Genomic DNA, 11,998 nt, shown 5'->3' with positions numbered 1-11,998 from the left:
CCACATACGGAAATACGTTCTCAATGCCACACTGATGCACATGACGCATGAGCAGGATCCGGAGGTTCTCTCAGGTCACAACTGGATCGTGACCCTGGCCGAGGTGGAGAACGTCACCGATGCCGCGGCGATGCTCGGGACGACCCAGCCGACCCTCTCCCGGAGGCTTGCGACGCTCGAATCAGCGCTCGGAGCGTCGTTGTTCGATCGACCGGGGCGGCGGCTGCGCCTCAACGACGCCGGACGCATCTACGTCGACGCGGCCCGCCGCGCGGACTTCACGATGGCCGTCGCCCGCGCGCGCATCGCCGAGATGCACGGGGGCGACGACGAACTGCGCCTCGGCTTCCTCCACAGTTTCGGCCCCTGGCTCGTGCCCCACCTGCTGGGCCACGTGCGTCGGAGTCACCCGCACGCACGCTTCCAACTCGTGCAGGACGCCGCCGAGACGATCTGTCGCCTCGTGCGCGAGGGCGACCTCGACGTCGGGATCGTCTCTCCGAAGCCGCGCGTGGAGGAAGGCCTCCAGTGGCGCTCGCTCATCCAGCAGCCCATCGCCCTGGCCGTTCCCGAAGACCACCCGTTGGCCTCACGCGGGGAAGTGACGCTACGCGACGCAGCCGAGGAAACCTTCGTCACCATGCCGGCTCACTACGGCATGCGACGCGTGCTCGACGAGGCCTGCGCCGAGGCCGGATTCCGCCCGCGTCTGGGGACCGAGTGCCAGGAGTTGGGTACGGTGCGCGGGCTCGTCGAAGCGGGGCTGGGCGTAGCCCTGCTCCCCCGCGAACAGCGTCGATCAGGCGCGGACGGTGTGCGCCTCGTGACTCTGTGCGACCCGGCACTCACGCGCGAGATCGGCATCGTGCGCGCCGCCGATCGGGTGCTCCCCGCCGTGGCACGTTCGCTCGCCGACGCGGAAGCGCCCCCACTACCTTTCGGGCAGTAGGGGCGCGTGGCGTGGGATGAGGAGCGGCGTCAGCCGATGCCGCAGGCGGGGGCGCTCGGCGCCGGGGTATCGGGCTTGCCGATCGACGGCATGCCGAGCGCGACGGCGGGCTTGGCCGCGCCGGCCGGCGTTCCCGCTGAGGCCGCGTCCTGCAGAGCCTGCCAGGCGTCGCCGCCGCGAGTGCGACGCACGTCGTACGTGCCCCCGTCGAGACCGGAGTCCGCGACGAGGTGGTGCGGCGCACCGTAGGTGACCTCGACCGTCACCATGTCGCCCGGGCGAGGGCGCTCGGCTCCTTCGGGAACGGCGAAGTGGACGAGACGGTTGTCGCGGGCACGGCCCGACATGCGGTTGGTCTCGGCGTCCTTGCGGCCCTCGGCCGGGGCGACGAGCACCTCGACCGTGCGGCCCTCCTGCTCACGGTTGCCCGCCCAGGAGACGCGCTCCTGGAGCTCGATGAGGCGCTCGAAGCGCTCCTGCACGACTTCCTTGGGGATCTGGCCGTCCATCGTGGCCGCCGGGGTGCCGGGGCGAATGGAGTACTGGAACGTGAACGCGGAGCTGAAGCGCGACTTCTCGACGACGTCGAGCGTGCCCTGGAAGTCCTCCTCCGTCTCGCCGGGGAAGCCGACGATGATGTCGGTGGTGATGGCAGCGTCGGGCATGCGCTCGCGCACCTTGTCGATGATGCCGAGGAACTTCTTGCTGCGGTAGCTGCGACGCATGTCCTTGAGCACCTTGTCACTGCCCGACTGCAGGGGCATGTGCAGGCTCGGCATGACGTTCGGCGTCTCGGCCATGGCCTCAATGACGTCGTCGGTGAAGGCGGCCGGGTGCGGACTCGTGAACCGGACCCGCTCGAGGCCTTCGATCTCACCGCAGGCGCGCAGCAGCTTGCTGAAGGCCTGGCGGTCGCCGAACTCCACGCCGTAGGTGTTGACGTTCTGGCCGAGCAGGGTGATCTCGACGACGCCCTGGTCGACGAGTGCCTTGACCTCGTTGAGGATCTCGCCGGGTCGGCGGTCCTTCTCCTTGCCGCGCAGCGCGGGCACGATGCAGAACGTGCAGGTGTTGTTGCAGCCCACCGAGATGGAGACCCAGCCCGAGTAGGCAGAGTCACGGCGCGTCGGCAGCGTCGAGGGGAAGACCTCGAGGGATTCGAGGATCTCGACCTGCGCCTCGGCGTTGTGGCGCGCGCGCTCGAGCAGCACCGGCAGGGAGCCGACGTTGTGCGTTCCGAAGACGACGTCGACCCAGGGGGCGCGGCTGACGATGTCGGAACGGTCCTTCTGCGCGAGGCAACCACCGACGGCGATCTGCATGCCCGGCGTCTTGTCCTTGACCGGGCGCAGGTGGCCGAGGTTGCCGTACAGCTTGTTCGAGGCGTTCTCACGCACCGCGCACGTGTTGAACACGACGAGGTCGGGGTTCTCCGGGCGCTCGGTGTCGGGCACCGCAGCGAAGTCGGTGTACCCGGCCTGCTCGAGCAGCCCCGAGATGCGCTCGGAGTCGTGGACATTCATCTGGCACCCGTGGGTGCGCACCTCATACGTCTTAGCCATGGCCCATCGATTCTAGTGCGCCTCGTCGGGTGCGGCCGAACCCTGGATTTCCTTGATGACCGACCACACGAGCGAAGGCGGATATCCCTTGCGGGCGAGGAGCCCGGCGAGACGCCTCGTCTGCGTCTGTTCGTCGAGGCGCGACATCGTTGTCATCTTCTTGCGCGCGAGTTGGAGGGCGACGGCGCGCTCGGCGTCGTCGTCGACCTGTTCGAGGGCGCCCTCGGCCACCTCGGGGGTGATGCCCTTGCGCTTGAGCTCCTGCGCGAGCGCCTTGCGCGCCAGTCCGCGGGAGGCGACCTGTGAACGCACGAGCATGCCCGCGTAGGCCTCGTCGTCGACGAGCTTCACGTCCTCCATGCGGTCGAGCACGGCTTCCGCCACGTCGTCGTCGACCTCCTTCTCGCGCAGTTTGTCCGCGAGCTGCGCTCGACTCTTCGGGGCGGCCGTGAGCTGACGCAGAACGATCTCGCGAGCAAACCCCAGCGGATCCTTCTCGCGCTCGGCCGCCTCCTCCTCGCGGCGCTTCTGCGCCCGCTTCTCCCGGCGCTCGGCCTTCTCGGCCCACGTGAGCTGCTTCTTCTTACGCCCCTTGCCCTTGGCGCCACGGCCCGCCGACCGCGCGCCCTCGCCGAAGGACGAACACGAGGAGCCTCGCCAGCCGGCCGAAGACGACGGTTCGTCATCGCGAGGCTCGAAACCACCCGATGCCGGGCTCGGGCGCGCCTCACCCCAGGTGGTCGATGCGTCGAAGCTCGCCTCGACGACGTCGGAGGGGTCGATGAAGTCGGGCAGCCCCAGAGACTGCCCGACGTCGTCAGGTCGGTGGTTCATGCGCGTGCACGAGTCGGCGCGCGCCGGGTTACCGGTCGCGCGCCGGCGTCGATCAGAAGTCGACCGCAACCTCGGCGTCGATCGGCGCATCCGGATCGAGAACGCCTGCCGTGTCCTCGGCGTCCGGGTCGACGAGGATGCCCAGCTTCCGCTTGATCTTCAGCTCGAGCTCGTCGGTGAGCTGCGGGTTGTCCTTGAGGAAGTTGCGGGCGTTCTCCTTGCCCTGACCGAGCTGGTCTCCTTCGTACGTGTACCAAGCACCGGACTTGCGCACGAAGCCCTGCTCGACACCCATGTCGATGAGACCACCCTCACGGGAGATGCCCTGGCCGTAGAGGATGTCGAACTCGGCCTGCTTGAACGGCGGAGCGACCTTGTTCTTGACGATCTTGGCGCGGGTGCGGTTACCCACGGGCTCCGAACCGTCCTTGAGCGTTTCGATGCGGCGCACGTCGATGCGAACCGAGGCGTAGAACTTGAGCGCCTTACCACCGGTGGTCGTCTCCGGGGAGCCGAACATGACACCGATCTTCTCGCGCAGCTGGTTGATGAAGATCGCCGTCGTGCCGGTGGAGTTGAGCGCACCCGTGATCTTGCGCAGTGCCTGGGACATGAGGCGCGCCTGCAGACCGACGTGGCTGTCGCCCATCTCGCCCTCGATCTCGGCGCGGGGCACGAGTGCGGCGACCGAGTCGATGACGATGATGTCGAGCGAACCGGAGCGGATGAGCATGTCGGCGATCTCGAGCGCCTGCTCACCGGTGTCGGGCTGGCTGACGAGGAGCGAGTCGGTGTCGACGCCCAGCTTGCGGGCGTACTCCGGGTCGAGCGCGTGCTCGGCGTCGATGAAGGCGGCGATGCCGCCGGACTTCTGGGCGTTGGCCACGGCGTGCAGCGCGACGGTCGTCTTACCGGACGATTCCGGGCCGTAGATCTCCACGACACGACCACGCGGAAGACCGCCGATACCGAGCGCGACGTCGAGCGCGATCGAGCTGGTCGGGATGACCTCGATGGGCGGGCGCACGTCCTCACCGAGGCGCATGATCGAGCCCTTGCCGTGAGCCTTCTCGATCTGAGCCATCACGGTGTCGAGCGACTTCATCTTGTCGCCGCCTGGGGAAGTGGTGGGAGCCTGGGACTTGGCCATGGCGTTCTCCTTCGTCGAATCGTGGATGAGCGCGCCTACAGACGATCGAGCCCTCGGTCCACGTGCGGGTGACCTGGTGTCGAATCAGACGCTAGAGGCGAACACCGACAACCCCGCAATGGCAGCCCACGCACGTTGTGGACGGGGGTTCCCCGGCGTCGCATCTGTGGATGACGATACACGAAAGTTAGAACACGCGTTCGATCACGTGCAGCGTGGCGTGGCGGGAGGCGTCCCGGCTACTCGAAGGGGCGCTCGACGATGGGGAGATCCTCACCCAGACGGCGCGACTCCGGCACCTCGAAGGCGTCGCACACGGCCTCCCACACGCGGCGCGCGGGTACCCCCTCGGCGAGCGCCTCGTTCGCGGTGCGCCCGCCGAGGTCGGTGAGCACGTGGCTCGAAGCGACCATCGGGCCGTAGGCATCACCGAACTCGCCGAGCATCAGACGATTGAACTCACTCTCACGCACTCCCCCAGACTCTCCCGCCCGCACTCGGTTCGCCAAACGAGCGCTTTGCCTGACGGCCGACCTCCCCGACTCCGCGGACGCGCCACGTCCCTGCGTGCCAGGGTGGAGAACATGCTGGAACGTACGCCCGCCCATGTCCGCCCCGGAACCCGAGTGCTCGTCACCGGCGCTGCACGTGGCATCGGAGCCGCGCTGGCCACGCAACTCGCCTCCCACGGCGCACGTGTCGCCTTCACCGGTATCGAGCCCGACGCGCTCGAAGCGGCTGCTTCGGCCGCCGACAGCCCTTCGTACGCACTCGATGTCAGCGACCGTGACGCCGTCGACGAGGTCGTCGATCGCGTCGCAGCCGACTTCGGCGGCCTCGACGTCGTCGTCGCGAACGCCGGCATCGCACGGCAACTGCCGATGACGGGCGGCGACCCGAGTGTCATGGAGCGCATGCTCGAGGTCAACACCCTCGGCGCGTACTACACGGCCCGCGCGGCCGCGCGACACGTGGCGCACCTCGGCGGCTACCTCCTCATGACGTCCTCGCTCGCGGCGGCGGTGCACCTACCGTTGCTCGGTGCATACTCGGCGTCGAAGGCGGCCGTCGAGGCGGTCGGCGACACCCTACGCATCGAACTGCGCCCCGACGGAGCCCGCGTCGGCGTCGCCTACTTCGCCGAACTCGACACAGAGATGACCTCCCGCGGGTTCGACACGGGAGCAGCGCACGCCCTGCTCGGGTCCCGGGGCACGTTGAGTGGCCTCGGCTCCCTGCCCCAGGCCGTCGACCGCATCGAACGCGGTATCGCCCGCCGTTCTCGCACCGTCTGCGCCCCGGCGTGGGTGCGCCCTGTCGTCCCGCTGCGTCATTTGGCCCAGCGTGCCGTCGAGTTGCGGGGCTTTCCCAACCTGCGCGAAGCCCTCGAGCTGGCCCGCAGCGAGGACGCCCCGTGGACGACTCCGCAGCCCGACGGCAGGCCGAGCGCACGTCACGGGGAGCACGCACGATGACGGCGCGCATCGCACCCGGCGGCCGTCGCGAGATCGGAGCCGTCGCCTGGCTGGGCTCGCGGATCGCGGGTCGGGTCACAGGAACCGAGCCACCGGCCTTCATCACGACGCTCGGGCGGGGACGGCGGCAGTTCTGGGGGTGGCTCGCGTTCGCCGGTTCACTCATGCCCTTCGGCACGCTGACGCGGCGCGAGAGCGAGTCGGTCATCCTGCGCGTCGCGGCCGTCACTGGGTGCGCCTACGAGAGCGCCCACCACCGTCACCTCGGCGAGCGCGCGGGCTTGAACGCGGCCCAGGTCGACGACGCCAACGACACGGGCGACCTCAGCCCGGCGCTGTGGAGCGAGCGGGAACTCACAGTGCTCGCAGCCGCGGACGAGGTGGCCCGCACGGGTGACCTCACCGACGCGACCTGGCAGCGAGTGCGCGGTCAGCTCAGTGAGCGCGAGGCCATCGAACTCGTCCAGCTCACCAACCACTACGTCATGCTCGCCACGACGCTGCGTGTGCTGCGCGTCGAACCGGATGCGCCCCGACGCACGGCGTGATTGAGAGCCCACCGACGCCGGTGGCGCTTCGGGTAAACACCGCGACGACGGGGTTGTCGGCGGCTCGTGGGAGGCTGCCGTCATGAGCAGTTCCGTCGTCGAGCGCTTCTCCCCTGCCACGCGTGAGTGGTTCACGGGAACGTTCGGCGAGCCCACTCCCGCGCAGGAGGGCGCGTGGGAATCCATCAGTGAAGGTCGGCACACGCTCGTCGTCGCCCCGACCGGTTCGGGCAAAACCCTCAGTGCGTTCCTCTGGGCGCTCGATCGGCTCGCGAGCACGCCACGCCCCGACGACGTCGACCGTCGCTGCCGAGTGCTCTACGTCTCGCCGATGAAGGCCCTCGCCGTCGACGTGGAGCGCAACCTGCGCTCACCGCTCGTCGGCATCAGGCACGCCAGCACGCGCCTCGGCCTCGAGGAGCCGGATCTCGGCGTCGCCGTCCGCTCGGGCGACACGACGCCGGCGGAGCGCCGCGCGTTCGCGTCGCGCTCGGCGGACGTTCTCATCACGACGCCGGAATCGCTGTTCCTCCTCCTCACGAGTAGCGCCCGCGAGCGCCTGCGGGGCGTCGAGTACGTCATCGTCGACGAGATCCACGCCGTCGCCGGCACCAAACGCGGAGCGCACCTCGCCGTGACGCTCGAGCGGCTCGATGCGTTGCTCGACTCTCCGGCGCAGCGCATCGGGTTGTCGGCGACGGTCAGCCCGGTGAGCGAGGTGGAGCGCTTCCTCGCGGGCGGCCGCCCGGTCACGACGGTGCAGCCGCCCAGCACGAAGAACTGGGAGCTCGACGTCGTCGTGCCCGTGGAGGACATGGCCGACCTCGCGACGACGCCCACACCGGACGCCGAGGCCTCGTACGACGATCACGCGCCCGAAGCGACGGCCTCCATCTGGCCTCACGTGGAGGAGCGCATCGTCGACCTCGTGGCCTCGCACACCTCGACACTGGTGTTCGCCAACTCTCGGCGCCTCGCCGAACGCCTCACGGCGAGACTCAACGAGATCTGGAGCGAACGCCTCGAGGCGGCCGAGGCCGAGCGTGCCACGAGCGCAGGGGAATCCGAGGGCCCCGGTGACCCCGCAGACGCGCACGAGCCGGAAGCCGACGCTGATTCCGGGGAGTTCATGCACGGGTACGACGCCCGGGCGAGCAAGCCGGCCGCCCAACTCATCGGTGGGGCCGGCACGAGCCGAGGCGCTCCGGCGGTCCTGGCCCGCGCGCACCACGGCTCCGTGAGCAAGGACGTGCGCGCCGACATCGAGACCGAACTCAAGGCCGGGCGCCTGCCGGCCGTCGTCGCCACGAGTTCGCTGGAACTCGGCATCGACATGGGCGCCATCGACCTCGTCGTCCAGGTGGAGTCGCCGCCGAGCGTGGCGAGCGGCCTGCAGCGCATCGGACGCGCGGGCCACCAGGTGGGTGCGACGAGCCACGGTGTGCTCTTCCCGAAGTACCGTGGCGACCTCCTCTCGGCAGCCGTCGTGGTCGAGCGCATGCGCTCGGGTGAGATCGAGCCTCTCCGGGTGCCGAGCAACCCCCTCGACGTCCTCGCCCAGCAGGTCGTCGCCATGGTGGCGATGGACGACGTCCCCCGCGCCGATCTGCTCGCGCTCATGCAGCGCAGCGCGCCGTTCGCCTCGCTCACCTCCGGGGTGCTCGACTCCGTCCTCGACATGCTGTCCGGCCTCTACCCGAGCGACTCGTTCCGCGAGCTGCGCGCACGCATCGTGTGGGATCGCACCGACGACGTCCTGCGCTCACGCCCGGGCGCCCAACGTCTCGCGGTCACGTCCGGCGGCACGATTCCCGACCGTGGGCTGTACGGAGTCTTCCTCGCGGGCGGTGACGGCCCCGGCCGTCGCGTCGGTGAGCTCGACGAGGAGATGGTCTACGAGAGCCGCGTCGGCGACGTCTTCACGCTCGGCACGAGCACGTGGCGCATCGAGGACATCACGCGCGACCAGGTGCTCGTGACGCCGGCTCCGGGTCAGGCGGCGCGCCTGCCGTTCTGGAAGGGCGACTCCCTCGGTCGTCCGCTTGAACTGGGACGAGCCATCGGTGCGTTCGCCCGCGAACTCGGCGACCTCGACGACGCCGCAGCCACCGCCCGGGCTCGCGCCGTCGGTCTCGACGACCTCGCCTCCCGCAACCTCGTCACGTACCTGCGCGAGCAGCAGGAGTCGACCGGACGCCTTCCCAGCGACCGCACCATCGTCGTCGAACGCTTCCGCGACGAGATGGGCGACTGGCGGGTCGTCGTCCACTCCCCGTTCGGCGCAGCCATCCACGCGCCGTGGGCCCTCGTCGTGGGCGCGCGGATGCGCGAACGCTTCGGCGCCGACGTCCAGGCCATGCACACCGATGACGGTCTCGTCTTCCGGCTGCTCGACACCGAGGGCGACGACGACACCCTCACGGCGGCCTTGCTCGAAGCGATCGTGCTCGACCCCGACGAGATCACCGCCCGCGTCACCGACGAGGTGGGCGGCACCGCGCTGTTCGCCTCCCGCTTCCGGGAGTGCGCCGCCCGGGCGCTTCTGCTCCCGCGTCAGAACCCGGGACGCCGCCAGGCGCTGTGGCAGCAACGCCAGCGGGCCGCCCAGCTCCTCGAGGTGGCGAGCGACTATCCGAGCTTTCCCATCGTGCTCGAGGCCGTGCGCGAGGTCCTCCAGGACGTCTACGACGTGCCGGGCCTCGTCGAGCTCATGCGCTCGGTGGAGCGCCGCGCCATCCAGGTGGTGCACACCGAGACGACGTCACCCAGTCCGTACGCCAAGGCCATGCTGTTCAGCTACGTGGCCCAGTTCCTCTACGAGGGCGACTCGCCGCTCGCCGAACGCCGCGCCGCCGCGCTGTCCCTCGACCCGGAGTTGCTCGCCGACCTGCTCGGCTCGGCCGGTGGCCTGTCGATCGCGGAACTGCTCGACCCCGACGTCGTCCGTCGCCACGAACGCCGACTGCAACTGCTCGATCCGAGCCGCGGGATGCGTCACGCGGAAGACCTCGCGGACGCATTGCGCACCCTCGGCCCGTTGACGCTCGACGAGATCGTTGCGCGCTCGGGGCGTCACGACTCCGCTGACGATGATTCCGGGAGCCGGGATCCCGGGGAACCTGATGCCTCACCGGACAGCGATGCCGCCCCGAATCTGAGTTCCGACGAGTGCCGTGCCTGGTGGAACGCCCTCGTCGGTGAGCGCCGCGCCATCGAGGTTCGGTGGGGCTCTCGGACGAGGCTCGCAGCCGTCGAGGACGCAGCTCGCTTGCGCGACGCACTCGGAGTCGCCCTGCCGCCCGGCGTCCCACAGGCCTTCCTCGAGCCCGGCGACACGCCCCTCGACGATCTGCTCACGCGGTACGCCGCGTGCCACGCACCGTTCACGGCGCAGCAGGCGGCCGAGGCCTTCGCCCTCGGGGTGTCCGTCGTCGCAAACGCCCTCACGCGCCTCACACGAGCCGGACGCCTCACGCACGGCGCCCTGCTGCCCGACGCGCTGGGCGGCGGCGACGTCTCCGGCGAATACTGCGACAACGCCGTCCTGCGTTCCCTGCGTCGGCTGTCCCTCGCGGCTCTTCGCGCCGAGATCGAACCGGTGTCCGCCGCGCAGTACGCCCGGTTCCTGCCCCGCTGGCAGCAGGTTGGCGACACGTTGCGCGGTGCCGACGGCGTGCTGGCCGCGCTCGAACCCCTGCTCGGTGTGCCCATGCCGGCGTCCGCGATCGAGAGCCTCGTCCTGCCCGCACGAGTTCGCGGCTACCGGCCCGCCGACCTCGACGAACTGCTCGCCTCTGGTGAACTGCTCTGGCAGGGCCACGGCAGTATCTCGGCCGACGACGGATGGATCAGTTTCCACACGCCCGACTCGGCACCGTTGACGCTTCGGTCGGGCGCCGGCGACGCACCGGCCGGCGATTCAGTCGATGCTCACGCTCCTGCGTCGCGCGCCCACGACGAGACCACCGATCACACCGAAGCGCACACCACCGACACTGACACCACCACGAGCCACGAGACCGCTGTCGCTGCGCAGCGCGTCACGTCGCGCTCGGTGCGCGACGTCCTCGCCCGCGGCGGAAGTCACCTGTTCCGTGACATCGCGGGAGCTCTCGGATCACACGATGACACCGCCGTCGCGACAGCCCTCTGGCAACTCGTGTGGGAGGGCGCCGCGAGCGGTGACACCTTCGCGCCGGTTCGGGCCCTGCTCAGCGGCGGCACCAGTGCCCACAAGCCGCGGGTTCCGAGTAACCGCGGTTCTCGGTACGCGCGCCTGCGTGGCCCGTCGCTCTCCACCCGCTCGCGACCGAGCGCCGCCGGTCTCGCGACGGGTCGTGGACCGGCGCACGGCGCGGGCCGGTGGCGGCTCCTGCCGGAGGCCCACGACGACCTCACCGAGCGCACGTTCATGGCTGCTGAACTCCTGCTCGTCCGACACGGGGTCGTCACGCGCGGCGCCGTCGTGGACGAAGAAATACCCGGCGGGTTCTCCGCCGTCTACCGGGTGCTCGCCGGCGCCGAGGAGCGTGGCCTCGTGCGCCGCGGTTACTTCGTCGAGGGCCTCGGGGCGTCCCAGTTCGGTGCCGCCGTCGCCGTCGACTCGCTGCGTGCCACGCGAGCGCCCGAGCCCGATCCGTGGGGTCGACGCGAACCGGAGATCCTCGTGCTCGCTGCCTGCGATCCCGCCAACCCGTTCGGCGCGGCCCTGCCGTGGCCGGCCGCCCAGGATGCTCACGCCGGGCATCGTCCTGGCCGTAAGGCGGGTGCCCTCGTCGTCATCGCCGACGGCGAGCTCGTCACCTATCTCGAACGTGGCGGTCGAACCGCCCTCACGTGGCCGGCTGACGACGCCGCCTGGGCACCCGTAGCCCACGCCCTCGCCGACCTCGTGACGCGTGGTGCGCTCTCGTCGCTCACCGTGCGCACGGTCAACGGCCTCACCGCCCTCGGCAACGAGGCTCCCCTCGTCGCGGCGCTGCTGGAGGCGGGCTTCCATTCCTCACCCCAGGGCATCCGCAAACGCCGCTGACGTTCCGCGGTCCGAGCATGACGAAGGCCCGCCACCCGCTCGAAGCGGGTGACGGGCCTCGTCCTGGCGTGATGCGTCAGGCGGCGCGGGCCACCGCGTCACGCTGCGGGTGCAGCACGACGGGGGCGCTGGCCTTCTCCGCGGCCTGAACGCTCGCGGCGACGAGCGACAGCGTCTCGGACATGGGCAGCTCGAGAGCCTCGCAAACCGCAGCGAGCAGCTCCGAGGAGGCTTCCTTCTCGCCGCGCTCGATCTCGCTGAGGTATCCGAGCGAGATGCGGGCCGTCTTCGAAACCTCGCGCAGGGTGCGCCCCTGTGCGCGGCGCTGCTGGCGCAGCACGTCACCGAGCTGTTCGCGAAGCAAGATCATGCTTTCCTCCTGGCGACGGCGCATCGGTGCGCGCGATTGGCGATGTCAGGTTCCAACATAGCGCTGAGGGGTGACAAC

General features: G+C 70.1%; 9 protein-coding genes. 4 read left to right on the top strand and 5 right to left on the bottom strand.

What is annotated here, in order from left to right:
• Window positions 1–40 precede the first annotated feature (40 nt).
• Window positions 41–949, top strand: a complete 909-nt coding sequence (locus EVU97_RS01650; protein ID WP_165357832.1) for a LysR family transcriptional regulator — start codon at window positions 41–43, stop codon at window positions 947–949.
• Window positions 950–978: 29 nt separating this feature from the next.
• Here EVU97_RS01650 and miaB read toward each other — a convergent pair whose 3' ends face one another.
• From miaB to EVU97_RS15080, 4 genes are all read right to left on the bottom strand, one after another.
• Entirely contained in the window at window positions 979–2,511 is a 1,533-nt protein-coding gene (gene miaB, locus EVU97_RS01645) for a tRNA (N6-isopentenyl adenosine(37)-C2)-methylthiotransferase MiaB (RefSeq protein ID WP_129662960.1), read from the bottom strand.
• A gap of 12 nt (window positions 2,512–2,523) precedes the next feature.
• A complete protein-coding gene (locus EVU97_RS01640) occupies window positions 2,524–3,345 on the bottom strand; it encodes a regulatory protein RecX (protein ID WP_129662958.1) in 822 nt (273 codons plus the stop codon).
• A 52-nt stretch (window positions 3,346–3,397) separates the two neighbouring features.
• The gene (recA, locus tag EVU97_RS01635) at window positions 3,398–4,450 is read right to left on the bottom strand and encodes a recombinase RecA (RefSeq protein WP_370448511.1); all 1,053 of its coding nucleotides are present in this window, start codon (window positions 4,448–4,450) and stop codon (window positions 3,398–3,400) included.
• Between the two features lie 284 nt (window positions 4,451–4,734).
• Complete coding sequence (locus EVU97_RS15080) at window positions 4,735–4,968, bottom strand: DUF3046 domain-containing protein (RefSeq protein ID WP_182434682.1); 234 nt, start codon at window positions 4,966–4,968, stop codon at window positions 4,735–4,737.
• A gap of 111 nt (window positions 4,969–5,079) precedes the next feature.
• On the opposite strand from EVU97_RS15080, the gene EVU97_RS01625 reads away from it, so the two are divergent.
• The 3 genes from EVU97_RS01625 to EVU97_RS01615 all read left to right on the top strand — a co-directional run bounded on the left by EVU97_RS01625 (window position 5,080) and on the right by EVU97_RS01615 (window position 11,550).
• Entirely contained in the window at window positions 5,080–5,970 is an 891-nt protein-coding gene (locus tag EVU97_RS01625; RefSeq protein WP_129662952.1) for an SDR family NAD(P)-dependent oxidoreductase, read from the top strand.
• A complete protein-coding gene (locus EVU97_RS01620) occupies window positions 5,967–6,518 on the top strand; it encodes a carboxymuconolactone decarboxylase family protein (RefSeq protein ID WP_129663232.1) in 552 nt (183 codons plus the stop codon). Before EVU97_RS01625 ends, EVU97_RS01620 begins: the two co-directional genes overlap by 4 nt.
• Window positions 6,519–6,600: 82 nt before the next feature.
• Entirely contained in the window at window positions 6,601–11,550 is a 4,950-nt protein-coding gene (locus EVU97_RS01615) for a DEAD/DEAH box helicase (protein ID WP_129662950.1), read from the top strand.
• 76 nt (window positions 11,551–11,626) lie between these two features.
• On the opposite strand, the gene EVU97_RS01610 is transcribed toward EVU97_RS01615, so the two are convergent.
• A complete protein-coding gene (locus EVU97_RS01610) occupies window positions 11,627–11,920 on the bottom strand; it encodes a helix-turn-helix domain-containing protein (protein WP_047311399.1) in 294 nt (97 codons plus the stop codon).
• Window positions 11,921–11,998 lie beyond the last annotated feature (78 nt).

Source organism: Dermacoccus sp. 147Ba (assembly GCF_004151355.1).
GTDB lineage: Bacteria > Actinomycetota > Actinomycetes > Actinomycetales > Dermatophilaceae > Dermacoccus > Dermacoccus abyssi.
This window is presented reverse-complemented; position numbering and strand designations above follow the sequence as displayed.

Coding starts and splice junctions, on each gene's coding strand:
- EVU97_RS01650 (WP_165357832.1), top strand. CDS start 41: ATGACGCATGAGCAGGATCCGGAGGTTCTCTCAGGTCACAACTGGATC.
- miaB (WP_129662960.1), bottom strand. CDS start 2,511: ATGGCTAAGACGTATGAGGTGCGCACCCACGGGTGCCAGATGAATGTC.
- EVU97_RS01640 (WP_129662958.1), bottom strand. CDS start 3,345: ATGAACCACCGACCTGACGACGTCGGGCAGTCTCTGGGGCTGCCCGAC.
- recA (WP_370448511.1), bottom strand. CDS start 4,450: ATGAAGTCGCTCGACACCGTGATGGCTCAGATCGAGAAGGCTCACGGC.
- EVU97_RS01625 (WP_129662952.1), top strand. CDS start 5,080: ATGCTGGAACGTACGCCCGCCCATGTCCGCCCCGGAACCCGAGTGCTC.
- EVU97_RS01620 (WP_129663232.1), top strand. CDS start 5,967: ATGACGGCGCGCATCGCACCCGGCGGCCGTCGCGAGATCGGAGCCGTC.
- EVU97_RS01615 (WP_129662950.1), top strand. CDS start 6,601: ATGAGCAGTTCCGTCGTCGAGCGCTTCTCCCCTGCCACGCGTGAGTGG.
- EVU97_RS01610 (WP_047311399.1), bottom strand. CDS start 11,920: ATGATCTTGCTTCGCGAACAGCTCGGTGACGTGCTGCGCCAGCAGCGC.